The 24962-nt window shown below is 52.3% G+C and carries 27 protein-coding genes; 19 read left to right on the forward strand and 8 right to left on the reverse strand.

The window, feature by feature from the left end; translation table 11 throughout:
• Positions 1 to 13: 13 nt before the first annotated feature.
• Positions 14 to 1795 carry a C4-dicarboxylic acid transporter DauA gene (gene dauA / locus FE845_RS05235; protein WP_200362144.1) on the reverse strand — a complete coding sequence of 594 codons (1782 nt, stop codon included), beginning with the start codon at positions 1793 to 1795 and terminating at the stop codon, positions 14 to 16.
• Positions 1796 to 1857: 62 nt separating this feature from the next.
• Between dauA and FE845_RS05240 the strand changes: the two genes are divergently transcribed.
• Both FE845_RS05240 and FE845_RS05245 read left to right on the forward strand, forming a co-directional pair.
• Complete coding sequence (locus FE845_RS05240; RefSeq protein WP_227714095.1) at positions 1858 to 2877, forward strand: ChaN family lipoprotein; 1020 nt, start codon at positions 1858 to 1860, stop codon at positions 2875 to 2877.
• Positions 2874 to 3584: an SIMPL domain-containing protein gene (locus FE845_RS05245; RefSeq protein WP_200362145.1), complete on the forward strand. Its 711-nt coding sequence runs from the start codon at positions 2874 to 2876 to the stop codon at positions 3582 to 3584. Before FE845_RS05240 ends, FE845_RS05245 begins: the two co-directional genes overlap by 4 nt.
• Here FE845_RS05245 and FE845_RS05250 read toward each other — a convergent pair.
• The gene (locus FE845_RS05250; protein ID WP_227714096.1) at positions 3572 to 4540 is read right to left on the reverse strand and encodes a LysR family transcriptional regulator; all 969 of its coding nucleotides are present in this window, start codon (positions 4538 to 4540) and stop codon (positions 3572 to 3574) included. The genes FE845_RS05245 and FE845_RS05250 overlap by 13 nt on opposite strands.
• A 635-nt stretch (positions 4541 to 5175) precedes the next feature.
• Here FE845_RS05250 and FE845_RS05255 point away from each other — a divergent pair.
• The 8 genes from FE845_RS05255 to FE845_RS05290 all read left to right on the forward strand — a co-directional run bounded on the left by FE845_RS05255 (position 5176) and on the right by FE845_RS05290 (position 9997).
• Positions 5176 to 5700: a hypothetical protein gene (locus FE845_RS05255; RefSeq protein ID WP_200362146.1), complete on the forward strand. Its 525-nt coding sequence runs from the start codon at positions 5176 to 5178 to the stop codon at positions 5698 to 5700.
• The gene (locus FE845_RS05260) at positions 5700 to 5900 is read left to right on the forward strand and encodes a hypothetical protein (protein ID WP_200362147.1); all 201 of its coding nucleotides are present in this window, start codon (positions 5700 to 5702) and stop codon (positions 5898 to 5900) included. The genes FE845_RS05255 and FE845_RS05260 overlap by 1 nt, the downstream gene beginning before the upstream one ends.
• 212 nt (positions 5901 to 6112) lie before the next feature.
• Positions 6113 to 6670, forward strand: coding sequence for a GNAT family N-acetyltransferase (locus tag FE845_RS05265; protein WP_200362148.1), 558 nt, complete (start codon positions 6113 to 6115; stop codon positions 6668 to 6670).
• A gap of 118 nt (positions 6671 to 6788) precedes the next feature.
• Positions 6789 to 7289 (forward strand): pyridoxamine 5'-phosphate oxidase family protein, encoded by a 501-nt coding sequence (locus tag FE845_RS05270; protein WP_200362149.1) that lies wholly within the window; start codon positions 6789 to 6791, stop codon positions 7287 to 7289.
• Positions 7290 to 7340: 51 nt separating this feature from the next.
• Positions 7341 to 7793 carry a hypothetical protein gene (locus FE845_RS05275; protein ID WP_200362150.1) on the forward strand — a complete coding sequence of 151 codons (453 nt, stop codon included), beginning with the start codon at positions 7341 to 7343 and terminating at the stop codon, positions 7791 to 7793.
• 289 nt (positions 7794 to 8082) lie between these two features.
• The gene (locus FE845_RS05280) at positions 8083 to 8991 is read left to right on the forward strand and encodes a hypothetical protein (RefSeq protein ID WP_200362151.1); all 909 of its coding nucleotides are present in this window, start codon (positions 8083 to 8085) and stop codon (positions 8989 to 8991) included.
• The gene (locus FE845_RS05285) at positions 8988 to 9491 is read left to right on the forward strand and encodes a hypothetical protein (RefSeq protein ID WP_200362152.1); all 504 of its coding nucleotides are present in this window, start codon (positions 8988 to 8990) and stop codon (positions 9489 to 9491) included. The genes FE845_RS05280 and FE845_RS05285 overlap by 4 nt, the downstream gene beginning before the upstream one ends.
• Before the next feature lie 95 nt (positions 9492 to 9586).
• Entirely contained in the window at positions 9587 to 9997 is a 411-nt protein-coding gene (locus FE845_RS05290; protein ID WP_200362153.1) for a hypothetical protein, read from the forward strand.
• A gap of 249 nt (positions 9998 to 10246) precedes the next feature.
• Here the strand turns inward: FE845_RS05290 and FE845_RS05295 are convergent, their stop codons facing one another.
• Positions 10247 to 10531: a hypothetical protein gene (locus FE845_RS05295; RefSeq protein ID WP_200362154.1), complete on the reverse strand. Its 285-nt coding sequence runs from the start codon at positions 10529 to 10531 to the stop codon at positions 10247 to 10249.
• Between the two features lie 245 nt (positions 10532 to 10776).
• The gene (locus FE845_RS05300; RefSeq protein ID WP_200362155.1) at positions 10777 to 11844 is read right to left on the reverse strand and encodes a beta-N-acetylglucosaminidase domain-containing protein; all 1068 of its coding nucleotides are present in this window, start codon (positions 11842 to 11844) and stop codon (positions 10777 to 10779) included.
• A 117-nt stretch (positions 11845 to 11961) separates the two neighbouring features.
• On the opposite strand from FE845_RS05300, the gene FE845_RS05305 reads away from it, so the two are divergent.
• The 7 genes from FE845_RS05305 (at position 11962) to FE845_RS05335 (ending at position 19316) form a co-directional block, all read left to right on the forward strand.
• On the forward strand, positions 11962 to 13023 hold the full coding sequence (locus tag FE845_RS05305) for an acyltransferase family protein (protein ID WP_200362156.1): 1062 nt from the start codon (positions 11962 to 11964) through the stop codon (positions 13021 to 13023).
• Positions 13024 to 13075: 52 nt separating this feature from the next.
• On the forward strand, positions 13076 to 13534 hold the full coding sequence (locus tag FE845_RS05310) for an ATPase (protein ID WP_200362157.1): 459 nt from the start codon (positions 13076 to 13078) through the stop codon (positions 13532 to 13534).
• Between the two features lie 141 nt (positions 13535 to 13675).
• Entirely contained in the window at positions 13676 to 14752 is a 1077-nt protein-coding gene (locus tag FE845_RS05315) for a TRAP transporter substrate-binding protein (RefSeq protein WP_200362158.1), read from the forward strand.
• A gap of 99 nt (positions 14753 to 14851) precedes the next feature.
• Positions 14852 to 15397: a TRAP transporter small permease subunit gene (locus FE845_RS05320; protein ID WP_200362159.1), complete on the forward strand. Its 546-nt coding sequence runs from the start codon at positions 14852 to 14854 to the stop codon at positions 15395 to 15397.
• Positions 15394 to 16689, forward strand: coding sequence for a TRAP transporter large permease (locus FE845_RS05325; RefSeq protein ID WP_200362160.1), 1296 nt, complete (start codon positions 15394 to 15396; stop codon positions 16687 to 16689). The genes FE845_RS05320 and FE845_RS05325 overlap by 4 nt, the downstream gene beginning before the upstream one ends.
• 174 nt (positions 16690 to 16863) lie before the next feature.
• Entirely contained in the window at positions 16864 to 18180 is a 1317-nt protein-coding gene (locus FE845_RS05330) for a class I SAM-dependent methyltransferase (protein ID WP_200362161.1), read from the forward strand.
• A gap of 11 nt (positions 18181 to 18191) precedes the next feature.
• Complete coding sequence (locus FE845_RS05335; protein WP_200362162.1) at positions 18192 to 19316, forward strand: NAD(P)/FAD-dependent oxidoreductase; 1125 nt, start codon at positions 18192 to 18194, stop codon at positions 19314 to 19316.
• A gap of 65 nt (positions 19317 to 19381) precedes the next feature.
• On the opposite strand, the gene FE845_RS05340 is transcribed toward FE845_RS05335, so the two are convergent.
• Positions 19382 to 19855 (reverse strand): Dps family protein, encoded by a 474-nt coding sequence (locus FE845_RS05340; RefSeq protein ID WP_200362163.1) that lies wholly within the window; start codon positions 19853 to 19855, stop codon positions 19382 to 19384.
• Positions 19856 to 19973: 118 nt separating this feature from the next.
• Positions 19974 to 21416 carry a dihydrolipoyl dehydrogenase gene (locus FE845_RS05345; RefSeq protein ID WP_200362164.1) on the reverse strand — a complete coding sequence of 481 codons (1443 nt, stop codon included), beginning with the start codon at positions 21414 to 21416 and terminating at the stop codon, positions 19974 to 19976.
• A 217-nt stretch (positions 21417 to 21633) separates the two neighbouring features.
• Here FE845_RS05345 and FE845_RS05350 point away from each other — a divergent pair, with 217 nt between their 5' ends.
• A complete protein-coding gene (locus FE845_RS05350) occupies positions 21634 to 22305 on the forward strand; it encodes a LysE family translocator (protein WP_200362165.1) in 672 nt (223 codons plus the stop codon).
• Here FE845_RS05350 and FE845_RS05355 read toward each other — a convergent pair.
• A complete protein-coding gene (locus FE845_RS05355; RefSeq protein WP_200362166.1) occupies positions 22250 to 23302 on the reverse strand; it encodes a 3-deoxy-7-phosphoheptulonate synthase in 1053 nt (350 codons plus the stop codon). The two genes, FE845_RS05350 and FE845_RS05355, sit on opposite strands and share 56 nt — an antisense overlap.
• A gap of 366 nt (positions 23303 to 23668) precedes the next feature.
• Here FE845_RS05355 and FE845_RS05360 point away from each other — a divergent pair, with 366 nt between their 5' ends.
• A complete protein-coding gene (locus FE845_RS05360; RefSeq protein ID WP_200362167.1) occupies positions 23669 to 24457 on the forward strand; it encodes a secretin N-terminal domain-containing protein in 789 nt (262 codons plus the stop codon).
• A 3-nt stretch (positions 24458 to 24460) separates the two neighbouring features.
• Here the strand turns inward: FE845_RS05360 and FE845_RS05365 are convergent, their stop codons facing one another.
• The gene (locus FE845_RS05365; protein WP_200362168.1) at positions 24461 to 24952 is read right to left on the reverse strand and encodes a molecular chaperone DnaJ; all 492 of its coding nucleotides are present in this window, start codon (positions 24950 to 24952) and stop codon (positions 24461 to 24463) included.
• Positions 24953 to 24962: the final 10 nt, after the last annotated feature.

Raw genomic sequence — 24962 nt, forward strand, 5'->3', positions numbered from 1 at the left:
GCGGTTTTTTTCATCAGTTTGGTCCGGAGTGCATTGAGTTGGGGTCAGAGGGCGATGAGCTGTGTGAAGCTATGGATGACAATGGCAGCGCCAGCGCTTCTCGCAGCGACGAGGTAAACTGCAGAACCCCTTCCACTGGCCCCAAACCACCTCGGGCGAGCGTGCGCTGAGGCTGGGACTGCAGGTCGGCGATCACAATGCGTGTGCCGTTGTTCTCGCAGGTAGCGACCAGCTTATTAAGGGCAGACAGGCCACCCGCATCCAGAACAGTAACGCCATCCATATATAGAATAAACCCATCCACATTGCGGGACAGCTCCGCTAGCTCTCCAAAAATACGGTCGGCCGCCGCAAAAAACAACGGGCCGTTGATTTTGAATACTCTCCAGCCGGGCGGTAGGTTTTCTTCGCTCACCCGCTTACCGGTGGTGATATCGGTCACTTTCGTCATCTCCGCCATTTCCCGCATAAACAGCACAGCGGCCAACAGCACACCTGTGGTGATAGCAATCACCATATCCAGAGCCACCGTTAAGGAAAAACAGGTGAGGAAGACCAATACATCGCTGCGCGGTGCGGTTTTCAGAAGATGCACAGCCTTGGGTGCCTCGCTCATGTTCCAGGCCACCATAATCAGCAACGCAGCCATGGCGGGCATGGGCAAATAAGCGAGTACGCCGGCCAGTGACACCAGCGCCAACAACACCACAATCGCATGGATCATAGCGGCAACCGGCGATTCCGCACCGGCCCGGTAATTGGCAGCAGACCGGGCAATGGCAGCCGTAGCGGTAATGCCTCCGAAGAAGGGCACAATGATATTCCCTAACCCCTGCCCCATCAGTTCGCTGTTGGCACTGTGGCGCTTGCCAGTCATGCCATCAAGCACTACAGCACACAGCAAGGACTCAATCGCACCAAGCATAGCCACGGCAAACGCCGCTGGCAGGAGTTCTCGCACCATGCTCCAGGAGAACCCGAGAGGGTTGCCATCGGCACCCGACTGCTGCCACGGCCATGCAAATTCCGGAAGAAACGGCGGAATACCCGCCCCCGTGCCGCCTCCGGGCAGCAAATAACTGAAGCGAGACCCTATGGTATCCACAGTCGCACCGTTGGCGTTCAACCACACCGCCAGCAGGCTACCAATAATCACCGCTGGCAAATGTGGAGGAACCGGCGTTTTCAGGCGCGGCCAGAGCAGCATCACCGCAAGCGTAACCACCGCAACCAGAGCGCTCATGCTATCCAGCGCCGGGAAAGCCTGTGCCAGCACTGCCAGCTTGTCCCAGTAGTGCTCTGGCATGCTTTCCACAGACAAACCAAAGAAGTCTTTCACCTGCAGCGTTGCAATCACCACCGCAATACCACCGGTGAACCCAAGGGTGACGGATTCGGGGATGTATTCAATGAAGCGCCCCAACCGCATGAGCGCCATAATGATTAACAACACCCCGGACATCAGGGTTGCCAGCAACAGGCCACCAAGACCGTATGATTGCGCGATGGGGTAAAGGATAACGACGAAAGCCGCCGTAGGACCGGAAACACTGAAACGGCTACCGCCGGTTAGAGCTATAATAAACCCGGCAATAAACGCCGTGTAGAGGCCGTACTGTGGCGCCACACCGCTTGCAATCGCCAACGCCATAGCCAAAGGTATTGCGATAATGCCCACCGTAACACCGGCCATCAAATCCCGTAGAAAGCGGCGGCTGTTATAGGGCTGATCAATACAGGCTTCCCGGAAAGCGTGGGCAAGCCGCAGTGAAAAAAGATGAGCGCGATGGGGCATACTGGCCTCGTGTCTGGGAATACATGCAAGTAGCGAGGCCCTACATCATATATAATTTCGCCATGAAAAGTTTATCCATCGCCGTACTGGCTTTATTGATTGGCAGCCTCACGGGGTGCGCAGCCATGCTTTCCCCCAGCAAAGAGAATGCGGATACAAGGCCTGAAACCCTTTATGAGTCGCGCTTAGCCGATGCCAGTACAGGCAAAGTATTGAGCCTAGAAGCACTTTCCCAGAAACTGGCCCGGGCTGACGTAGTGGTCATCGGGGAATACCATGGGCATCAGGCCGTACACCTACTGCAATCGCAAATTCAAACAGCTCTTTATCGCCAGCACCCGCAGCAGGTGATATCCATGGAGCAATTCAATTTGGATAAGCAAGCGGCTGTCGACGCCTACCTGAGTGGCAAAACCGGTGAAACCGAATTTATAGAAGACAGCAATGCCTGGCCGAATTACCGCGCCTCCTACCGCCCACTGGTGGAATTTGCACGGCAACATGGCCTGCCCGTTATTGCCGCCAACGCCCCCGCAACCATAGTGCGCTGTGTCGGTCGCACAGGGCCGGAGCACCTAAATAAGCTGCCAACCAGCGAACAGGCACAACTACCCGACACCCCATTTATGGACACGCCCGCCTACCGGGAAAAATTCGACGCCACCCTTACCAGCCGCCACGGCGCAGCGGACGACGCCATGCTAGAACGCATGAACAACACCTACCAAGCCCAACTGCTACGTGACAACACCATGGCAAGCCGCATACTCGCTGCCAGAGAAGCGCACCCCGGCCACCAGATTGTGCACACCACGGGCACCTTCCATAGCGAAGAACATCTGGGCACCGTCGCCTTGCTGAAACAACGGGCGCCGAATATTTCGATTGCCGTGGTTTCACCGGTAGTATGGCCAGCAGATGCCGAGACAGCGCCATTGCATGAGAACCAAAACAAAGGCGACTTTCTTTATTTTATCCAGCCTTTGCCAACGGAGTTCCTTGACGAAGACCGGGAACACAAAGCAATGTCTGCAAGATTCAAACGCCCCTCTGATGACACCTGCCTGGGAGAGTCCTCATGAAAGTCATAGCTGCCCTTATACTGGGTTTGAGTGCCATCATGTCAGCCTCGCTGATTAGCGATGGACTCACCGACCTGCGTACCGGTGATCGCTACGTAACGGTAAAAGGTGTTGCAGAACGGGAAGTAAATGCCGACCTAGCCCTGTGGCCAATCCGCTTTGTCGCAACCGGGGTGAGCCTAAGCGAAGCTCAGGACAAAGCCCGTAGCAGCCGTAACGCCATCATGGCCTTCCTGAAACTGCAGGCCATCGGCGACAGCGCCGTGGAACTGCAACGGCTGGATGTGACCGACACCCGTGCCAACCCTTATCAGGACAACAATAACGAACAAAAATTTATCATCAGCCAGACTCTGATGGTGCGCAGTGAAGATATTGAGAAAATCCGCCAAGCCGCACAAGGCGTAAGCGAACTGGTGGATTCTGGCGTAGTGCTCTCATCCGACTATGGCCCAAGCGGCCCAACCTACTTGTTCAACGGCCTGAACGACATCAAGCCAGACATGATTGCTGAAGCCACGGCATCTGCACGAGAAGCCGCCAGCCAATTTGCCGAAGATGCTAAAACCGAACTGGGCGACCTACGCCGGGCTAATCAAGGCGTGTTCCAAATACTGGCCCGGGATCAGGCTCCGGGGGTTTCAGAGCAACAACACCCGGTAAAGACCGTGCGGGTGGTTTCTACCGTTGAGTACTATTTGCGATAGCTTACACCAGCACCGGCTAACCGCTGCTTTTGCGACCGGATGGTTTCAGTAAGAAAATCCAATAGAACATGAATCCTCGCCACGCCCCGTAGATCTGGGTGCATAAGAAACCAAAGGCCGTACTCCAGCTCGGGAATAGGTTCGGTGAGCTGAACAATGTCCGGACCTCCCTCTGCCAGATAACACGGGAGCACTGCGAGCCCCATACCGGAACGGACAGCACTGAATATGCTGACTAGGGTATCAACACGATAGACACAAGCTGTATTAAACCCTCTGTTACTCATCCACTGATCCAGAGCCAAGTCCTGCAGCCCCGCCCCAGCACCAATCCAGGGCTGGCTACCAAAGTTCTCAATGGGCGCACCCGGCGTTAACCCAAAACTTCTATGCCCATAGACAGCTTGACCAATATTAGCCAGCGATCGACCAATGAGGTGATCAGGCGGGCGGTTGGATGGGCGAATGGCGACATCCGCCTCCCTGCGTGTGAGGTTGAACAACTGGTTGGATACGGCAACGTCCAACACGATACTTGAGTACTTATGCTGGAATTCCACAAACAGAGGTGTCAGCAGCCCCATCAGTAGAGAGTCTGTTGTCGTGGCCCAGATTTCTCCGCTGGGCTCCAGATCACGGCCAGCGATTTTCCGCTCAGCAGCCACAGCGGCCTCATCCATAACTTTAGCCGTTTCAGCAAGTTCCTCCCCAGCCAGAGTAGGTCGATATCCTGTGCGCCCCCTCTCAAAAAGCGCAACCCCCAAACGCTGCTCAATATCGCCCAGTCGCCGGAAAACAGTGGCATGACTTACGCCTAAGGCGCGAGAGGCGCCAGACAGTGAACCTGCAGTCACAATCGAAAGAACTGTTTCAAAGTCGTTCCACGCTAGAGAACTGCGCATTTTTTGGGCAATGGCAGAGGATTGTGTATTCAGCCTTTCTGTTCGTTTTTGCAAAGTTAATTCTCACTTTTTTGGAATACCTTGCAGTATAGAACAGCAGTAGCATCCAAATGAACCCATGGTGCAACTCAAGTTCCTAAAACCAAGGTGAACGTTATGGATGTTAAATGCACGATGATTTGTGAAGAGGCAAAGCACTCCCAAAACGATGATTTGGAGGCTGGAACCGCTAAAGAACCGAAGGAAGAGACCATCCCGCTCAGATACAGGAACGGGCAAGGTGGCGTTGATATTGAACGGGTGAGACGGGATCAGATCCAAGCCCGGAGGCAGGTTGTCCGCGCAATGATTCGATACTTTAAAAATCTGAGGCGTCGGGATTGATGACGTGCAAGCACAACCACTCACCTAGTCCGAGCGACAGTTCTTTATGAGCTGGGCGCCTATACGCCTGAAGGCTGGAAAAAACGGTATCTGCAGGGTAATCTGAGAAAAACACAACAAGGAATTGCCCCGTGAAGGAACGAATAAGGCCAAAATCCGTTGTCATTTATGCGTATCCACCGAAAGACTCGCCCGACCGACCCCACGGCCAAATTACTTTACCCTTATGCCCCGTTCACTAGCTGCGGCAGTGGCGGCTTAGTCCAACAGACATTTAAAGGAAGTAATTAATAAGGAAGTTAGAAATGTTAGCTACGCATTTTGATGCTGAAAGAAGGTATTCGAAGATACGTAAAGAGGCTCTGGCTGCCGCGGCGGAAGTCATTCAAAGTAGTGGGAAAACTGATTTGAGGCTTTCCGAAATTGATTCTAAGGCCTTATCTGCCTGTAAGATCTGGGATTTTTCTCAATCTAGAATCAAAGATTGGGACTGGGTCGAGGGATACAGTGTATTCCGTTTTCGATACCCTAAACGGTTTGAAATGGCTCTTTGGGAAACCGGGAAACTCATCGGGTTGTCTATGGGGAGGCCCACGTATCAAGGCTCCGCCCTACGGCTTGACGTTGTTGAAGCAGCACCGCTTGATCTAGGCAATCGATCAAGCATTTTCGATTCAGTATTAGTGGCTTACGGGATTTACGCGAGGTTAATTAACGCAAAAGAGATACGGATAATGCACCCGGTGAATAGAGAAGTCAGAACCTACTACGAAAGGTTTGGCTATAAGTATGTTGGAAATGGCGATTATCTCTATCGGGAGGTGCTGTGATGACTGACAGCCCTAATGACATAGATAAAGCTCGTAGAAAGAAGCGAAACCGCGATGGCTGGACTCTGGACGAAATAAAGAGGAAGGCAGAACACGAGCTGAAGAAATATCAGAAAATTGCAGAAAACGAGCCCTCTGACTTGGCATCCGGGGATATGGATAAAATCATCAAAGGAGAAGATGATGATGAAGACAAATAATAGTGAATATCTAACGGATCAGCAGAAACAAAAGCAGCCTCTACCTGGCGAGATCTCACCTAAGGAGGCTTTTGCTAAGGCTAGGGAATTTGCAGCGAAAGAAAAAGCCAATCTAAAAAAGTAGCGGGCAAGCGTCTCGCATAACCAGAGAGTGAAGCTTCCCAAGCGCTAACGCGCGCCGCCTTCTGCGCTGAGGCAAGGCACACCCTACTATGGCAGAATTACTAGAGTTCGAGACCGAGAGGCTGCGTTTGCGGCAATGGCGAGAAAGTGATTTCGAGCCGTTCGCAGCACTTAACGCTGACCCAAAAGTTATGGAGTTCTTTCCCGAACCGCTGGGCCGTCAGGCGAGTTATGAGATGGCGGACAAAATTCGCTCGCTCATTGAGCAGCGCGGTTGGGGGTTCTGGGCGCTAGAGGTTAAGGATGTCGAGCCTTTTATTGGTTTTTGTGGGCTACACGTACCTGCAGCAAGCTTGCCTTTTTCGCCGTGTGTCGAGATTGGCTGGCGATTATCCTCAGTCTACTGGGGAAAAGGCTATGCATCAGAGGCTGCATTTGGTTCACTCAATGTTGCGTTTCACCGGCTTGAGCTACCTGAGATTGTTTCCTTTACCACCGTGGGCAATCGGCGGTCGCGCCGTGTCATGGAGCGCATCGGCATGAACTACAGTTGCGAGTTCGAACATCCCAGTTTACCCGAGGATAGTCTGTTGAGGCCGCATGTACTTTATCGGTTACAACGAGAGCAGTGGGATGCAAAAGGCTAACCATTAGCTCCGGTTCTTTCCGGCCCCATGGGGCTTCCACCGGACGCCTTTTTTTAACGCGACTTCGCCTTCATTGTGAGGTCGTCACTGAGCACCGTTATTCACGAATGGAGACACAATGAACATCAAGGATGAATGGAAGAAAATAAAGTCAGTGCTAGAGCAAGGTCAGGCTTCAACCGTCTATTGCTCGATCGCCACTGTTAACCCCGACGGCACACCCCATATCACACCTGTTGGCACCGTTTTTTTACGCGATGACCAGAGTGGTTACTTTTTTGACCACTACGCAGAGGCTTTGGGCAGAAATATCGATCAAAATCCTAATGTTTGCATTATGGCTGTCAACGCTGGTCGATTGTTTTGGCTCAGGTCTCTGCTAAAAGGACGTTTTGTTTCTCCGCCTGGCGTAAGGCTCTATGGAAGAGTTGGGCCTATCCGAGAAGCTACGACTGAGGAAGTCGAGAAAATAGAGAAACGGGTTAAGCCATCTCAATGGATGAAGGGCGCGAGGATGCTTTGGAGCGGTTTCACCCACGTCCGAGATATTGAATTTACCCATTATAAGCCGATTACCTATCCAGTTATGATGGAGGGGATGTGGCCGGAACATTCATAACCACGTGGTCAGCGAGCCCACATTCCCACTGGGGTTATACAGGCAAAGAAATTGAGTCTATCGATCTCCTATATCGTTGAAAATGCAGGATGGGCTGAGGTAGCCATTTCAGATGGTGACCAAAAGATCGTGAACAACGTGTCTTACTTGCATGACAGCCTTCGCGATCTGGCAGAGCTTGCAATAGCCGTGAGCACGGGTGCCAGAACTGCGGAAGCGACCTTCATGGATGAGCCCGGAGAGCTGCTATTAGTACTCCACAAAAAACATAACCAAATGGCTTTTGAAGTTCGCTGGTTTAACAATTGGGCAAGTTGGGGGCTCGGCTCTTCATCAGATTATGATGTTTTGCTTAAAGGCGAAACCACGGCGGAGCACATCATTAACCAGATAACCGGTATCCTCACAAACATCCATGACCGCATCGGCCCAAGCAAATACAAAGAAATGTGGGGTGAGCACGAGTTTCCATTGGAACAGTACCGGAAACTTACCGGTACATAAAGGGCTATATGCTTGTGGTTCCCGCAGCCAGAGGTTTACGTTGCAGTTCAGTTGATTATTTGCCGCGGTATGCCGCAAGGTCTCGAGTTTTCTGGGTAAGAGCTAGGCGTTCAAATTCTGATTGAGCTGCAAGCGATCAAATAGCTTTTAGTTACTCTTGTGATACTGGACGCCCACGTTAAAAACCCCGCGCCAGTCGCGCATTTGCAAATGCGCTCGCTTGTTCCGTCAGCTAAACTTGCCTACAATCAACTTCTAAATGGATTTTCGACTTCAAGGATGAAAGAAGATGAATGCCGTTCTACAGCCCTTTGGTGAAACCTTCGCCCAAAATCAGCTTCGCGTTCGACTCGAGCACAGTCTCGACCAGAAAAAACTATTCGCTGCTATTGATGCAGATCCAAAACTTGTCGGCGCCGGTGTTGTTTATATCGATGCCAACTTCACTATTGTTACCCTTCGAAAATTTCAGCCGCTTTGCAGCATTGAACCGATAAAGATCATTTTGCGTGAGCCACGCCAACCAACCTCGCCCATCCAGCATGCTCAGGATCTTTCTGCAACACCGAGGGAAAGCCAAATGTTGGCTGAAGTGCTGGGAGCCTCTCTTTCATGTGGCGCGGCGCTGCTAAGTTGGGTAGTTATCGTCGGAAGTACCGGTGTAATCCCTCTGACCGGTGGAGCCAGTTCAGCGCTCACAGCTCTGTCCTACTCTGCGTTTGCAGCGAGTTCACTACAGTGCATGAATGGCCTCGCGCGAGTGGGAATGGAAGCACGTAACCCTGAGCTCAAGGACCAAATCGATTCAGAGGAATGGTATAGCACCGCTGCAACAAGTCTCGACGTTATCTCTCTTGGTGGCGCCGCAGCGGCTGGGTTTGTGACGGTACGTATGGTTAAGACTCTGCATGCACAGGGGGTTACTATCCGAGAAGCTCTGGAAGGCCTCAGTCGCCCTCAAAGGACACGGCTAACCGAAGAAATCGTACGCATGAATAAGCCGGGCATTTCCAACAAGATGCTCAAGTTCCTTAAGCGAAATGGAACTGTGCCCAAACGTTATACAAAAACTCAAATTTCTCATACCACTAAGCAACAGTTAAAAGACGCTTTGGGTGCCTTCTTTAGCTTCTCGGGAAGTGCCTCCAATGGTGTGGTACGCACTCTTGCTATCGGCATTTATGAGGAAGTTCAATGAGGCGCGATGATAAAGAGGCTACTGACGCTCAGGATATCAGTTTATACCCCCCTGGTATGGGAGCATTTTTGCTGGCTACTTTATGCATGCTGGCTACGCATACTTGCCTGCTTTTATCCGTTTACGCCCTCTATGTTCAGCCGATTCCCAATCACGAAGATTCGGCTGGGTTAATTCTGGCTGTAGGCGCACTCAGCGCTTTTTTGGTGATTCATCCGAGCTTTCTCCTGACACGCGCCAAACCTCGCAACCTTCGTTTTCTAGGTACGTTGAGCACCATCTATGCAGTATTTCTTCTCTTAGTCAGCATATGGTCGCTTTATGTCGCCGATCCTTTGATCTACATTGCCGGAATTGGCCTTACAACGGCTACAGTTTGTAGACTTATTTACAGGAGTAGCAGAATCCGCCTTTTTTCTGATCACTACGTGCGGTTGTGGGGTCTACTGAAAGAACCTAATAGAAAACACATCCAAAATACTCCACCAGCGGAACATTAAATTTAAGCCCTGTTTGATGCACTGAAATAAGGATCGCTTTTCCGGTGCGGAGCACTTCCAAATCGCCCCAAGCCCAGCCGTTAATTGGTAAAGCTATGGAACCTGTGATTCAAGAAGAATTAACCGGTTGTGGTATCGCGGCATGTGCCACTCTAGCCGGTGTCAGCTACGCAGAGGCCCAGCAAAAAGCAAATGCACTAGGCATTTACGCGACAGACACAACACTTTGGTCAGAAACAGAGCACGTTCGGACATTACTTCGTGAACTCGGCATCTCTGTTTCGCCCAAAGAAACACCTTTTGAAGCTTGGGAGTGTCTACCAGATAGGGCTCTTATGGCCATCAAATGGCGCATCGAACAAGGTAAGCCCTTTTGGCACTGGGTTGTTTTCATCAGGGAGCACGGCGAGGCGAAGGTACTGGACTCAAAAAAGGCACTGAAATCCAATACCCGTAAGGATTTCGGGCGCATTAAGCCCAAGTGGTACATTGAAATATTGAATTAACAAAGCCTCGCAGTAAGCGATGCAAGCTCGCCCTTACTCCGCGAGCACTATGAACAAAAAATCAGTAAAGCCTTTTTCATTTTAACTCCCAAAACAATGCTCTTCGCGCCCTCGGAAAGTAACAGCTGTCGGAACAGGTGGCCCCATTTTTTCTGAAACAAATGAGACCAAATCACGAGCCCGAAAAATATACCAGTCGCCATTTTCACCAGAAGAAACTTTCCCTTCCATAGCGTGTTGCGCTATTGCTTAGTCACACATAACAAACTGACTTTGATCTTTATCGCTACTCGCAGCAGCCAACTGAGCAACTTGTATCAGCGCTGGCGTAACCACAAACTCGGCCCCGGTGCCTGGCCAATAGAAGTCAGCAACAAGGGCATCATCGTTATTCTCGCACAATGTTAGCAACACCGGCTCTTCGGGAATCACCGTTTCCTCGCCTTTTTCTACCGCCATTGCATAGCTAATATCACCACGCTGTCGACCCCGGATAGGAGTGATGATCTCGGCACGGTAAATATGCCACACCATGTTTGGACTATTGGCACAATGGCTACACTACTAACACTGTACACACGCACCACGGCGCTAAATTGGGTTTGCACTACGCTTTTTTGTAAAAACCGCTGCTGCGCTTCAGTGTTCAACGGTTGCCCCGCGTAACTACAGCCAGCCTGCAAAAGTGCCGCTACCAACAAAGAAAAGGAGAAACACCTCATGCCGTTATGTCTCACTGCGAGCGATGGACCTTCGAGCTAGCATTGCAAGGGAACACCTCACTGAGTCTGCACCATCTCATCCGTCACCTGATACTCCCCCACCAGCCAGCGCAGGATTTCGCTGGCGGCCGGGTGGTCGTAGGCATCGTAGGTACGCATCAGGCTTTGTCGTTTTTCCTCGCTGATGCGCCCCAAACCCGCATCTTGCAACACCAGTAGGTCAGCATGAAGTTGGTCTGCGAGTTCCCGCCCAAGCACTTCCTTTGCGGCATGGCGAAACGCCTGCCCATACTGGTATTCCGGCCCCTGTCGATAGGATTCGGCCAGAGTAATTGCGGGAATCCTGGTTAACGTTGGTTGCAAGGCCGGGTTGATGCCATGGCCTGCCAGATAGGCCGCATTCGCCGCTGGCCGGCCGGTAAATGCCCGCAAGTGCAAATGCCGCGACATGCGGTCGCCGTCGTTCACCGGGTAGTTATCCCAGAGCACTGGCTTACGGCCAAGCCGGTCGCTGACGCGCTTTAGATGGCCGGGAGAAATTTCTCTTGAGCAGACTTCTTCGCCTGTCCAGAAAACTTGAATGTCGTGGTGCAGAAGTCGGCCAAGAGTTTCCAGATAGGCTGGTGGGCGCTCACCAAACACCCGATCCAGAACCGGATCATCGGAATAGTAGCTGGGGCATAGTGAAAGAATGCGAACCTGAGTGCGTTCGCGAATCCAGTGCATGATTTCCGCTTGAGTTTCCGCAAGCGCAGGCGTGTCGGCCTTCATGTCGTCGAACAGAATGGCCAGTTCATCAATACCAATGCGGTCAAGCAACTCTAGTTTCGTAGCAAGCGCCGTGCGGGCAGCTTCGTCAAAACAGTTAAAAATTTCAAAGGGGCTCAGCCCTATACCAAACCGCAGCCCTTGCTTGCGGCAAAACCGGCCGAACTCGGCAAGCTCCGATGTCATTTCCGGTGGATGAGGCTCTTGCCAGCGCCTACGCAGAAACGCATCGGCCTTAGGCGCATACAAATAAAAGCCATAGCCATGCGGGGCCAGCGCACGTACCAGTTGTTGCCGCTCTTGCCAGCTCCATACCGGCCCATAGAACCCTTCAATAATCCCCAGCGTTGTGCTCATGGCGCTCTCCCTGTTTATTACCACATGGTATACCTACGGCAAGCGAATGGTATATCTCACCCGTACTGCCTTCAGCCAAAGCAGGCTACTATAGGAGAAATTCCTACGGAAACCGCTATGAGCCCTTCTCAAACAAGGCTGGGCAGTCTTGATGCATTGCGTGGCCTCGCTGCTTTGGGGGTCGTGCTTTTTCATTATCTGCCCTATTACGACAAGCTTTTCGGCCATGGGTTCGACATTCCCCAGTTATTAACAGACACCCTACTCTTCGGTCGCTACGGCGTTCACTTGTTTTTCATACTCAGTGGCTTTGTCATTTTCATGACCCTTGAGCGCACTCGCAACGCCGCTTGGTTTGGTTTGGCGAGAGCGGTTCGGCTATTACCAGCACTGTGGACAGGTATTATTCTAACGTTCGTATCCGTGCACCTTCTGGGCCCTGAGAGCCGGGCGGTAAGCTTTGAAACCGCGTTGCTCAACGCCACTTTGCTGCACGAATATTTTGGTGCCGAACATGTCGACGGCGCTTATTGGAGCCTTGTTGTGGAAGTAACCTTCTATAGCTGGATGGCACTGTTGTTTTATACGTTGCGCGACTGGTCAAAACTTCGCTTGGCTTTCTGGGTTTGGATGCTGGCGAGCTACGCTGGCGTAATTTGGTGGAAGCAGATACCCGAAGGCGTCGAATTTCTTGTCAAAGACCTGATGTTCGTGAAGTACGCTCCGCTGTTTATCGGTGGCATGCTGATATACCGTATTTACCGCTACGGCCGACCGATAATGGCAGACGCAGCACTGCTGGCTCTTGCGGTAAGCCACGGACTCTTTGCCTATAAAATGCCCTATAGCTTGTTCGTGCTTGGGTGTTTCACCGTGTTTGCGCTGGCCGTTGCCGGGCGCCTCAACTGTCTAGCAAACCGCCCCTTGCTGTGGTTAGGCAGTCTTTCATACAGCCTTTATCTGGTGCACCAAAATATTGGTTATGGCGTGATTAGCTGGAGCTACAGCGCAGGCCTACCGGGATGGTTGGGCGTTAGCCTAGCGCTTGGCACTGCCTTTCTTCTTGCCTCGCTGATTCACTACACGGTGGAGAAACCCGCGCTGCGCCGCTTCCGAAGTTGGCGCAGCCGCGCTGAAACGGCCCAAACATTAGGCCCAGCAGCAAAAGCAGCTAAATAGACTAATCTATGATCATTAAACTGAATAAACACTCGATTGACGGAGTTTGGCCATGGAAATAAAAACCTTTGAAGACCTGATTGACTGGACCCGCCAACTGCATGCTCATTTGGCAAAGTGCCTGCACGACGCAGCAGAGAAGCACAACAACGAGCGCACCAGTGCGCTTATGGACTACGTTGCTAGCCATGAAGCTATGCTGGCAAAAACCGTGACAGAGTTTGAGAAGCAGGCTGACCCCAAGGTTTTACAAACACGGCTATATGATTACCAGAACCACAAACCGCTCAAACCTGGCGCGGCCTGCGACCCAAGGTTTACGACAATGAGCTTTGATGACATAGCCAAAGAGATCTTTGCCTTCCACGACCAAGTGATGGACCTTTACAAAACACTCATTGGCAAGGCGGAAATCGAAGGCGCAAAAACACTGCTTGAAGACCTATTGTCCCTTGAGCAACACGAAGCCATGCAGCTGTCCAGCCAGATTGGCAGAATGAACGATCTTTGAGGCGGCCTACGACCTATGTCGTACCCGGGCGTTTTTTCATTTTACTGAGGCGCAAGATACTTGATAATGTGAACCAGTCGTAAGGCCTCTCGAAAGAAGCTCAGGCTAGACCTATAAAAATGACAAAAGGACACAAGAGCAATGAAGATTCGTTCCGTTCTCTCTGCGGCGTTGATCACCGTGGCCGCTACTTTCACTTCTGCGCAAGCGTTCGCTGAAGATACTTTTACTCTCAAAATGGCCGAAACCTGGGGCCCTAACTTCCCGATTTTTGGTGACACCACCAAGAACTTCGCCAAGTCCGTAGAGACCATGTCGAACGGGCGCCTGAAAATCCGCATTGATTCTGCCAACAAGCACAAGGCGCCGCTAGGCGTGTTTGACATGGTGAAGGCTGGCCAGTACGACATGGGCCACTCCGCCTCCTATTACTGGAAGGGCAAGGTTCCCGAGACGCTATTCTTCACCAGCATGCCGTTTGGCATGAACGCCATGGAACAGTATGCCTGGTTCTACCACGGCGGCGGCATGGAGCTTATGCAGGAAGTCTATTCGCCTCATAACATGCTCTCCTTCCCGGGTGGTAACACCGGCGTTCAAATGGGCGGCTGGTTCCGTGAGGAAATCAAATCATTGGAAGACCTTAAAGGTTTGAAGATGCGCATCCCAGGCTTCGCTGGTGAAGTGTTCGCTGAAGTGGGCGTTAACCCCACCAACATCGCACCGGGCGAGCTATACACTGCGCTTGAGCGCAACACCATTGATGCGGTTGAGTGGGTAGGCCCCGCTCTAGACTTGCGCCTTGGTTTTCAACAAATCGCTGATTACTACTACACAGGCTGGCACGAGCCAGCCACTGAACTACAATTCCTAATCAACAAGAAGGTTTGGGAAAAACTACCGGCAGACCTACAAGAGATCATGCGGGTAGCTATGCGCACAGCTTCCTACGATATGCTGGTACTGTCACAGCACGCCAACGCAGAAGCCTGGGCTAACATCAAGAAAGACTACCCGAACGTGCAGATTAAGCAGTTCCCTCAGGATATTTTTCAGGCAATGTTCGATGCCAACAAAAAGCTGCTGAAAGAAGCATCTGAAAGCAACGAGCAGGCAGCCCGGATTGTAAAATCGCAACAGGACTATTTGGAGCAGAGCCGCGCTTATACCGATATTTCTGAGCGTGCATACCTGAACACCATGGGTACAGTCGAGTAAGATAGACGCTGTAATGGAGCCGGGATCGCTTCGAAGGTGGTCCCGGCTTTGTTGTATATAGCAATAGCAAAATCGCCAGCCCTTGGCGGAGGATAGTAAATGCAGTGGATTATAAAGCTGGACGAGGGCCTTGCCCGTTTGTCCGCTCTGTGTGGCTGGATAGCCTGTGTCGCTATGTTGCTGATGGCTGGCAATGTTTTCTACGACGTTGTTTCCCGTTACGCGTTTAACGAAGTTTCTATTGGGATGCAGGAGATGGAATGGCACCTGTATTCGGTGGTATTCCTGTTCGGGATTCCCTATGCCTTGCGCACCGATGGCCACGTTCGGGTTGACGTTTTCTATACGCGCTGGAGCGGCAAGGCCAAGGCTTGGGTAAACCTCATAGGTGCGCTGATATTTGTCATTCCGTTTGCCTACTTGATTGGCATCTATGGCTACGATTTCGCCGTGAACGCCTACGAAATGGGCGAAGGCAGCGGCGACCCCGGCGGGTTACCCCAACGCTGGATCATTAAATCGATTATCCCGATCACCGCACTTTTTATCGCCATAGCTGGCCTCAACATGGCTACCTACGCTCTGCGTGTCATGTCTGGTGAGAAACAGTACGAAGGTGAGCACAGCGGAGGGGGTCTCGCATGATCGGTATGATTATGTTTTTGGTTGCCCTGTTCATGCTGATGCTGGGCTTCCCCGTTGCCTTCACCTTTGGTGGCGTTGCTCTGTTCTTTGGTGTGTTCGCAGAAGGCATGGATTTATTTGCTTTCATGCCTTACCGCATCATGAGCGTTATGCAAAACACCGTTCTGATGGCTGTGCCTCTGTTTATTTTCATGGGCGTTATCTTGCAGCGCACCCGCCTTGCTGAACAATTATTAACCTCCATGGGCCGGCTGTTTGGCGGGCTACCGGGCGGCTTGGCCATATCAACTATTCTAGTGGGCGCTTTGCTCGCGGCTTCCACCGGCGTTGTGGGCGCAAGCGTAGTAGCCATGGGCCTGATTTCCCTACCGGTTATGCTGGCCCACAAGTATGACAAGCGCCTTGCAACCGGCACCATATGCGCAGCAGGTACTCTGGGGCAGATAGTTCCGCCCTCGATCATTCTGATTATTTTGGGTGATGTGCTTGGGCTGCCTGTTGGCGACCTGTTCAAGGCCGCCGTCGGACCTGGCGTAGTGCTTATCGGGCTATATATTGTCTATATCTTGATCATGACCCGCTTCAAGCCCGAGACGGCGCCAGCCATGCCGAAAGACGACAGCATTTCCCGTAAAAAGGAAGTAATGAATGCGCTGCTGGCGATCATTCCGCCGTTGGCGTTGATTGTTATCGTGCTCGGCTCAATCTTTACCGGCATTGCCACACCTACAGAATCCTCCGCACTGGGCGGTGTTGGCGCGATTATTCTGGCCATTATCTACCGTCAGTTCTCGTTCCAAATGGTTTGGGATGCTTCCAAAGATACGGTCAAAGTAACGGCTATGGTGTTTGCCATCCTGATCGGTGCTACGGCTTTCTCCATGGTGTTTAGCTACACAGGTGGCGACTACCTTTTGGAAGAGTGGATGCTGGCGCTGCCCGGCGAGAAGTGGGGCTTTATTATCCTCGCCATGCTGGTAATTATGATTCTGGGTTTTTTCATCGATTTTGTGGAAATCTCATTTATCATCGTGCCTATTCTGGCGCCAGTGGCTGAAGCTTTGGGCATCAACATGCTCTGGTTCGCCATTCTCATCGCCATGAACTTGCAGACCAGCTTCCTCACACCACCTTTCGGGTTCTCTTTGTTCTACCTGAAAGGGGTGGCACCACCGGAAGTGCGAACGGTCGATATCTACAAAGGCGTGTTGCCGTTTATCTTCCTTCAGGTGTTTGTGCTGGCGCTGATCGTAGTGTTCCCCGAGTGGTTTGGCATGAGCTCCTCTTACTGATTTGTGGCGCAGCCGGGTCGCCAAGCCCGGCTGCGACTGCATACCTGACAAACACAAAACACTCTCTATACTTAGTAAGCAACCAACAATTCTCAGACAAGTATTCGGGATAAGCCTCGGCGCGCAATCGCCAGCCTGAACAGCAATGTTAGGGTAAAAAAGGGAGTAGAGTCCGTGAATAAGTATAGCGCTCGAAAAAGCGCCCCCCAGCACAGCCACACCAACCAATCCCACGTCCTAAACCTACCCCTGCAGGACACTCAGGTAACTCGCGAACCGCATTCCCACGAGCGTTGGCTGGTAGCCAAGCTCATGCGCATGGCAGGGTCTCCCCCCATTCGATTCCGATTGTGGAACAACGATGAAATTGAACCCCATGGGCAACCTGCGCTGTTTACCGTTTATCTAGCCGACCCCAAAGCGCTATACGCGTTGGTCACCAATCCTAATCTGGCTTTTGGCGACCTATACAGTGCCGGGCGCCTGAATGTGGAAGGCGACCTGCCGGATCTGATGGAAGCGCTCTACCGAGCTATTCACCAGGCTCGCCAAAAGTGGCCACGGTGGCTTGAAGCTCTATGGCGAAACCATGCGCCCCGCTCAACAGGGCCTTCGGAAGCACTGGAAAACATTCACCATCACTACGATCTAGGCAACGACTTCTATCGACTTTGGCTCGATCAGGCCGAAATGCAGTACACCTGCGCCTACTACGAGCGCCCGGAACTGAGTTTAGAGCAAGCACAGTTGGCAAAGCTGGAGCATGTATGCAGAAAGCTCAGGCTCAAACCCGGCATGACAGTGGTTGAGGCCGGTTGCGGCTGGGGTGGGCTGGCGCGTTACATGGCACGTCATTATGGGGTTAAGGTTCACGCCTACAATATTTCGGAGGAGCAAATTGCCTATGCTCAGGCGCAGGCCCGCAAACAAGGCCTGCATACACAAATCGAATATATGAAAGACGACTACCGCAACATTCAGGGCCAGTACGATGCCTTTGTGTCGGTCGGCATGTTGGAGCATGTGGGCAAAGAAAATTTTCCTGAATTGTCAGAGCTGATTAAGCGCTCACTAAAGCCCAATGGCACGGCACTCATTCACAGCATTGGCCGCAACAGGCCCATGTTGATGAACGCATGGATAGAAAAACGGATCTTCCCCGGCGCTTATCCCCCCAGTATCGGCGAGATCATGGACCTGTGTGAACACGGCGATTTTTCTGTACTCGATGTGGAGAACCTGAGGCTCCACTATGCCCGCACCCTGAGCGTTTGGATGGAGCGCTTTGATGGCGCGCAAAGCGCGATCACTGATATGTACGACGAGCACTTTACCCGAGCCTGGCGCATGTATCTGGCAGGATCTATCGCCGCATTTCGGGCGGGGTCTCTGCAGCTTTTTCAGGTTGTTTTTACCCATGGCGATAGTAATCAGCTACCTGCAACCCGTCAGGACCTTTACACCTTCCCCGCTGCACCTGAAAACGTTTGAGGTTACCGCATATGGACACGTATGACCTGATTATCGTTGGCGCAGGCCCGGCAGGATCTACACTTGCGAAAGCCCTTGAGGGTAGCGGCAAGCGTGCCCTGCTAATCGACAAACAAGCTTTCCCCCGGGACAAAACCTGCGCAGGCTGGGTAACCCCCTCAGTGATTGAAGCTTTGGGTATCGATCTTGCCGACTACGGTAATGGCCGAACACTTCAACCTATACGCCGTTTCCAGATTGGCATGATGGGACAAACGGCGGTTGAAAATGATCATGGCAGTGTCGTTAGCTATGGCATAAGGCGCTGCGAGTTCGATGATTATCTACTGGAGCGCACAAATACCCCTAAACAGCTTGGTACACCCGTTAAAAATATTACCCGCAAAGAGGGTAACTGGGTGGTCAACGACACCTGGTCGGCGCCCTTAATTGTTGGCGCAGGCGGGCACTTCTGCCCGGTTGCCAAGCTGGTTGGCGACGGCCCGGGAAGCCATGAAACCGTCGTGGCCGCCAAAGAAATCGAGTTTGAAATGACTCAGGAACAAGCAAAAGCCTGCGAAGCCCGGGGAGACACGCCCGAGCTTTGGTTTTGCAAAGACCTTAAAGGTTACGCTTGGGTTTTTCGCAAAGGTAACTACTTAAACATCGGTCTCGGGCGGGAAGACAACCACAAGCTGACGGAACATTTGCAGGATTTTGTGGAGGCCATGAAAGCCAAAGGCAAGGTTCCCGCAGACCTGCCCAGCCGTTTCAAAGGTCACGCTTATTTGCTTTATAACCATGCAGGGCGGTCGCTGCTAGACGATGGCCTTTTGCTTATAGGCGATGCTGCGGGGCTTGCTTATACCCAAAGCGGTGAAGGGATTCGCCCGGCTATTGAATCTGCATTACTGGCGGCGAACGTAATCCGGCAAGCGCCTGACGTTTCCGCCGCCTCCTTGCAGGCCTACGGTGATGCCATTGCGGAACGTTTTGGCCATCGTGGCTCTGTTACCGAGGAGGGTTTTCAGGTACCGGACTGGGTTAAAATGCCCTTGGCCGCGACGCTGATGCGATCACACTGGTTTACGCGCAAGGTGATCACAGAAAAGTGGTTTTTGCACCAAGACGTGCCTGCTCTGGCCGCAAATTCGTAAAGCGGACATTTCATGCAGATATGGAAAAGGCGGCCTTTTGGCCGCCTTTATGCTGCTTTCGGGGCTTAGTGGCCCAAATAGCTGCGATACATCCAGACCGTTTTTTCCTGCTGGGAAATGTAATCGCTCATCAAAGCAACGGTACCTTCATCCTCTGCATCGCCTGCAAGGCTTAGCAAGTCCCGTTGTTTGCCGATCAGCTTGGCAAAGCTATCGACAATGTTGTTCATAGCCTCTTTGCCATCCGCGACGTCTTTCCGCTCCGGAATTTCCGAGCGTTCGATATAAGTGCTGTATGCATGGGAAGGGCGGTGGCCCAATGTGAGAACGCGTTCTGCGATCTCATCAATCTTCAACAATAGATCGTCGTACAGCTCTTCAAATTTCACGTGCAGCTCAAAAAAGTTATCGCCTTTGATGTTCCAATGATAACCGCGCACGTTCATGTAAAAAATTTGATAGTTAGACAGCAGATCGTTGAGAGAATCAGCCAGCTTTACCGTTTTTTCTTTGTCCAGACCAATAAAGTTCTTGCTCATTACATGCCTCCTTGGTGGCTGTAAAATTCAACCTGAATCAACAATATCTAAAGCTTCAGGCTTCCGTGAAGTTGAGTTATCCCATTTAGGTCATAGCAGGAATTTATCTTTGGACCGTTTAAACACCAGGGCCACAATCCGTGCAATCACCTTCTGGAGCCGGGCCTATATTTAGGTTTCGGTTGAGGTCTCTTAGCGCCGTTCTCACACCCTCCTCAATGACCGGGTGATAAAACGGCATTTCCAGCATTTCGCTGACGGTTAACCGGCGTTGTGCTGACCATGCTAACAAATGGGCTATGTGCTCAGCCGCCGGGCCAAACATCTCGGCACCCAAGAACAACCCGCTGCCGTGCTCGCCGTAGACCCGCAGCAAGCCGCTGTTTTTGCCCATCACTCGGCTCCGCCCCTGATTTTCAAACGACACTTCGCCTACTGCGTAGCAGCCGCCACAACGCTTATCCACTTCATTAATCGTTAGCCCCACACTAGCTATTTGGGGGTCGGTAAACACAACTGCAAGGGGGGTGCTTCTTTTGCCTGCTCTTACTTCCGGGTAAGACGCCGCGTTATTTCCGGCAATCCGCCCTTCATCTGCGGCTTCGTGCAACAGAGGCAAATGGTTGTTCGCATCGCCCGCAATGAATATGTGGCTTTGCCCGCACTGAAGCGTGTGCGGGTCATAAAGGGGCATACCTTTGTCGTCTAATTCAATGTCAGCGTTTTGTATATCCAAGCCGTCGACGTTTGGCCTACGCCCCGTCGCGGCGAGCAAATACTCGAATGTTTCGGTTTTCTCGCCCGCACTACCATCAGTGAATGTAACCGCCACGCCTCCATCCACACGCTCAACCCGCTTCACATCGCCATCCGGATCCAGCGGAAACTCCTCATTGAAGCGTTTGAGTGCATAGGCACGGATACTGTCGTCCTGAATCGGCCCAACGGCGCCACCCACACCGAACATTCTTACCCGAACACCGAGGCGGCTGAGTGCCTGGCCTAGCTCCAACCCAATCACCCCTGGGCCAAAAACCACCACCGATTCGGGTAAGTCCTGCCATTCAAAAATATCGTCGTTTACCACCAAACGGTCTTTTGCTTCTTTCAAAAAACCCGGAATGTTGGGCCGAGAACCGGTCGCAATAACAATACGCTTGGCGTCAATTTCGATTTCATTGCCGACAATGAGGCGGTTTGGCCCGGCAAAGCGAGCATGACCCTTGATTTTGTGCTCTTCAGAGAACTTTTCTACGGAGCGGAGAACCGAACCGACAAACCGGTCGCGTTCCGAGCGCACTCGCGCCATAACAGCTTTGCCCTCTACAGTAATCTTGCCCGCAGACACTCCGAAAAGATCTGCCTGAGCCATCTGGTAAGCGCTGTCCGCTGCTGCAAGCAGAAGTTTACTTGGCATACAGCCCACTCTCGCACAGGTAGTGCCGTACTGGTCACCTTCGATCAACACAACCTTATCCGTAACTTTTCGTACGCGGCTATAGGCGACCATTCCTGCAGTGCCCGCACCGATAATGGCAACGTCAACTTCGCGCTTTTCCATAAATTAGTCTCCAAACCGATACTCCCGAAGCCCGGGAAAGTGGATGAAATCTTCAATCGAGTATACGCCAGTATAGAGGCCGGGATTGTTTTGTGCGGTAGGTGAAAAAACCGGCGACTGGGTTTATGCTGACAGTCCTATACAGACTCTGGCAATCTCTGCATTTTTATCCATAAGCCTTTACCCGTAATTCTGATAGTTAACGAGAACCTTAGGTATGAACAATTATTGGCCGGAATTTTTCACTGTGGCGCTTGTGCATCTGCTGGCTGTTGCCAGCCCGGGACCAGACCTTGCGGTTATGATCCGGCAGGCGCTGTGCCAAAGCCGCCGGAATGCGCTACTCACTGCCATAGGTATCGGTGCTGGCATACTGGTGCACGTAAGCTATTCGCTGCTGGGTATTGGTTTTATTATCCAGCAGTCGATACTGCTATTTACCATACTTAAGATTGCCGGGGCTTTGTATCTAACCTGGATTGCTGTGCAGTGCCTCAGGGCCCGAGCGGGCGGGATTCATGTAGAAACCGAAACGCACACATCGCAGTCCAGTTTTGCCGCGCTGCGTCTGGGGTTCTTAACCAATGCTCTGAACCCCAAAGCGACCCTGTTCTTTGTTTCGCTGTTTTCGGTAGTGATCAGCCCGGGCACTCCAGTAGCGATTCAGGCCAGCTATGGCGCTTATATGGCGCTGGCTACCGGGGTTTGGTTCGTTCTGGTTGCCATATTCTTCACCCTGCCCGCCGTGCGCAAAGGCTTTAACCGGTTTGGCCATTGGCTAGACCGGCTCATGGGTGGTGTTCTGCTGTTACTGGCAGGCCACCTCTTACTCTCTACAGTGAGCGGAGCAGAGCCTCCGTCTGATCCCAGCTCAGGCATGGGTCAGTAATAGAGCATCCATAGCGCAGGTCGTCGCCGTCGTTTTGTCGGCCTGCCTCTAAAAAACTCTCCAGCATCAGCCCACGAATACCAGAGCTACCCGAATGCTTCTGGCGCATTACTTCACGAGCCACATCGATCTGTCGCTCAGCCTGTTTGCAGGCGTTATCGTGGCTGCAATCCACCATAATGGCTGCGCACAGCTGTGCTTCAGACAGACTCTTCACGGCATTCTGAATGCTGACCTCATCGTAATTGGTGATTCCCCTACCGCCACGCAGCACAAGATGGGTGTCTGGGTTACCCCGAGTACTAACCATAACCGGAGCTCCATGACTGGATACACCTAGGTGGTGATGCGGGTGGGCTCCCGACTTCATCGCATTAATCGCAACGCTGATACCACCGTCAGTTCCGTTTTTAAAGCCTGCGGGCATCGGCAGCCCACTGACCATCTCGCGGTGAATCTGAGATTCGGTGGTGCGGGCTCCGATGGCAGTCCAGCTCACCAAGTCCCCCAGGTAATCCATGGCAAAAGGGCTCAAAGCTTCAGTGGCCAATGGCAACCCCATCTCGGCTAAGTTAAGAAGCAAGCGTCGTGAGCGGAGCAAGCCTTCGTTGAGGTCACCTGTGCCTGTGCGCTCGGGATCGTATAACAAGCCCTTCCACCCTACGGTTGTTCTGGGCTTTTCTAAATAGGCGCGCATCACAATTAGAAAGCGGTCGCTGACAACGTCAGCCAGAGCTTTGAGCTTTTCACCATACTCCAGCGCAGCGACTTCATCATGAATGGAACAGGGGCCGACGACGATCAAAGTGCGCTCATCCGAGCCGTGCAAAACATCGCGAACCGCTTGCCGGTGCCTGCTCACCTGTCGGGCAAGCCGCTCATCCACCGGCAATCGCTGGCGTAGCTCAGCTGGCGTAGGCAGCGCAGTTTCCTCACGCTGTGTTGCGGCTGCACTTAGCACCTGATCTTTCCCGGCGGCGTTCAAAGGCATGTTCATATCTGTTTTCCCGTTTCCCTGTATCAGAATCAAAAAAGCCCCGGCTGGGCTACCAGTCGGGGCTTTCTGAGTCCGACGGCAGCCTGATTTTCGCCGGGCTGCCATCCTCGTTATTCGTTTGTTGAAGATGCTAAGGGCGGCCCTGACGCTGGCTAAAATAAAAGCCATAACCAAACCACCAAAAAAACACAGCAGCGACCGCATCCTTCGCCTTTTGGCCGAAAGCTTGCAGAACATTCAATTGACAGATCGCTTGTGTCGTCTTCATGCTTATCAATATATACCCCGGGTTTTCACCTTGGCAACCCGTAAACCGGACTTTTTTACCAGACAAACCGCGTTTTTCGGGAAAATGGGAGCCAAAATATGTCATTGAGCCTACGCAACTTCACCTCTCGCCTCGCCTTCATTGTTGCTCTGGCGCTCGCCTCAGGCTCCGTCACTGCATACGCGGAATCCCGCGCTTACCAACTCAACAATCGACCCGCTGATGACGTTGCTGCGCAGATTCGGGAGCTGTATCAGGGCGAATCCTTAGCAGTTACTGCTAGGGGCCAACAGATTGTGGTTCGCGGAACACAGCAAATGCTGGATGAAATCGGCACCTTGGTTGAAACCCTTGATGTAGCCCAAGCCCAGCTGCGAATCACAGTGCGTTCTACAGACGATATTGGCGGCAAAGGCTCCGGCGGCGGCATTACTACAACCAGAAACACGGTTGGCGTTACCGCAGAACGTCGCGTTACCAGCACCAGCGGCTCGCGGGAACGGAGCCTTGTCGTTATGGATGGGCAATCTGCCCATATTACATCAGGTCAGGTGCGTACCCTGCCCTTCGCTGTGCGTGGCGGTAGGAACCCGGCGGCTATTTTAACTCAGGTCGAAACACGCAGCGGGTTTGTTGTTAGCCCTCAGGTTATTTCAGACCGGGCAGTGGAACTTAACATCGTATCTTTTGAGGTCGACCCCGCCGAGCTGGAAGGTTACGAAACGCAGGCGCTGGTGACCATTCGCCGCGTAGAGCCCGGTCAATGGGTCTCATTGGGCAGTGCGTCTACTCAATCCACCAGCGAACAATCAGGCATTGCTTACAGCGTAAAAAGCAGCCGCTCAGACAATCGCAGTTTTGAAGTTAAGGTCGACGTTATCCATTAACACTCAGGCTCTACCGTGGAGCAGAACACTTTTGGCTTCGTTGATCTTCGCAGCCAGATAGTCGCTGCCACCACGATCCGGGTGCAGCTTTTGGATAAGGCGGCGGTGCGCCAAAACAACGTCTTCTTTTGAACAGTCTGCGGTAACACCCAGTATTTCGCAGGCTTCTCGCTCAGTCATTCCGGTGCCTTGCGGCTGCCCCGACTCGGCGCCACCGGCAGGCCCAGCATTGTCTTTGCCCGAGAAAAGTCGGTTCAAGGTGGGGAAGAACCGGGCAAGTTCCGGCAGTTTGCGCAAAAGAGGTATCAACGCCGCGATTCCGGCGGTCAACACATGCACTCGGCCGGTTAAAACCATCACCAACAAAAAGATGCCGCCAGCAATAAAGACAAGCTTCCAGGTTGCAGCTTTTTTCTTTTCCGCCGACAATCCACCCCACTGTTTTAGAATCACAAAGACGGTTGCCGCCAGCGCAATTCCAAGTATCCAATGCATGATTGATCCT

It is taken from the genome of Marinobacter sp. 1-4A, from assembly GCF_016597725.1.
GTDB lineage: Bacteria > Pseudomonadota > Gammaproteobacteria > Pseudomonadales > Oleiphilaceae > Marinobacter.

Excerpts from the sequence above, each read along its gene's own strand:
- FE845_RS05300 (WP_200362155.1), bottom strand. The coding sequence starts at position 11,844 with ATGAGCACAACGCTGGGGATTATTGAAGGGTTCTATGGGCCGGTATGG.
- FE845_RS05280 (WP_200362151.1), top strand. The coding sequence starts at position 8,083 with ATGAATGCCGTTCTACAGCCCTTTGGTGAAACCTTCGCCCAAAATCAG.
- FE845_RS05355 (WP_200362166.1), bottom strand. The coding sequence starts at position 23,302 with ATGAACATGCCTTTGAACGCCGCCGGGAAAGATCAGGTGCTAAGTGCA.
- FE845_RS05305 (WP_200362156.1), top strand. The coding sequence starts at position 11,962 with ATGAGCCCTTCTCAAACAAGGCTGGGCAGTCTTGATGCATTGCGTGGC.
- FE845_RS05270 (WP_200362149.1), top strand. The coding sequence starts at position 6,789 with ATGAACATCAAGGATGAATGGAAGAAAATAAAGTCAGTGCTAGAGCAA.
- FE845_RS05315 (WP_200362158.1), top strand. The coding sequence starts at position 13,676 with ATGAAGATTCGTTCCGTTCTCTCTGCGGCGTTGATCACCGTGGCCGCT.
- FE845_RS05295 (WP_200362154.1), bottom strand. The coding sequence starts at position 10,531 with ATGGTGTGGCATATTTACCGTGCCGAGATCATCACTCCTATCCGGGGT.
- FE845_RS05285 (WP_200362152.1), top strand. The coding sequence starts at position 8,988 with ATGAGGCGCGATGATAAAGAGGCTACTGACGCTCAGGATATCAGTTTA.
- FE845_RS05265 (WP_200362148.1), top strand. The coding sequence starts at position 6,113 with ATGGCAGAATTACTAGAGTTCGAGACCGAGAGGCTGCGTTTGCGGCAA.
- FE845_RS05290 (WP_200362153.1), top strand. The coding sequence starts at position 9,587 with ATGGAACCTGTGATTCAAGAAGAATTAACCGGTTGTGGTATCGCGGCA.
- FE845_RS05350 (WP_200362165.1), top strand. The coding sequence starts at position 21,634 with ATGAACAATTATTGGCCGGAATTTTTCACTGTGGCGCTTGTGCATCTG.
- dauA (WP_200362144.1), bottom strand. The coding sequence starts at position 1,795 with ATGCCCCATCGCGCTCATCTTTTTTCACTGCGGCTTGCCCACGCTTTC.
- FE845_RS05335 (WP_200362162.1), top strand. The coding sequence starts at position 18,192 with ATGGACACGTATGACCTGATTATCGTTGGCGCAGGCCCGGCAGGATCT.
- FE845_RS05310 (WP_200362157.1), top strand. The coding sequence starts at position 13,076 with ATGGAAATAAAAACCTTTGAAGACCTGATTGACTGGACCCGCCAACTG.
- FE845_RS05320 (WP_200362159.1), top strand. The coding sequence starts at position 14,852 with ATGCAGTGGATTATAAAGCTGGACGAGGGCCTTGCCCGTTTGTCCGCT.
- FE845_RS05325 (WP_200362160.1), top strand. The coding sequence starts at position 15,394 with ATGATCGGTATGATTATGTTTTTGGTTGCCCTGTTCATGCTGATGCTG.
- FE845_RS05255 (WP_200362146.1), top strand. The coding sequence starts at position 5,176 with ATGTTAGCTACGCATTTTGATGCTGAAAGAAGGTATTCGAAGATACGT.
- FE845_RS05345 (WP_200362164.1), bottom strand. The coding sequence starts at position 21,416 with ATGGAAAAGCGCGAAGTTGACGTTGCCATTATCGGTGCGGGCACTGCA.
- FE845_RS05240 (WP_227714095.1), top strand. The coding sequence starts at position 1,858 with ATGAAAAGTTTATCCATCGCCGTACTGGCTTTATTGATTGGCAGCCTC.
- FE845_RS05365 (WP_200362168.1), bottom strand. The coding sequence starts at position 24,952 with ATGCATTGGATACTTGGAATTGCGCTGGCGGCAACCGTCTTTGTGATT.
- FE845_RS05340 (WP_200362163.1), bottom strand. The coding sequence starts at position 19,855 with ATGAGCAAGAACTTTATTGGTCTGGACAAAGAAAAAACGGTAAAGCTG.
- FE845_RS05260 (WP_200362147.1), top strand. The coding sequence starts at position 5,700 with ATGACTGACAGCCCTAATGACATAGATAAAGCTCGTAGAAAGAAGCGA.
- FE845_RS05360 (WP_200362167.1), top strand. The coding sequence starts at position 23,669 with ATGTCATTGAGCCTACGCAACTTCACCTCTCGCCTCGCCTTCATTGTT.
- FE845_RS05245 (WP_200362145.1), top strand. The coding sequence starts at position 2,874 with ATGAAAGTCATAGCTGCCCTTATACTGGGTTTGAGTGCCATCATGTCA.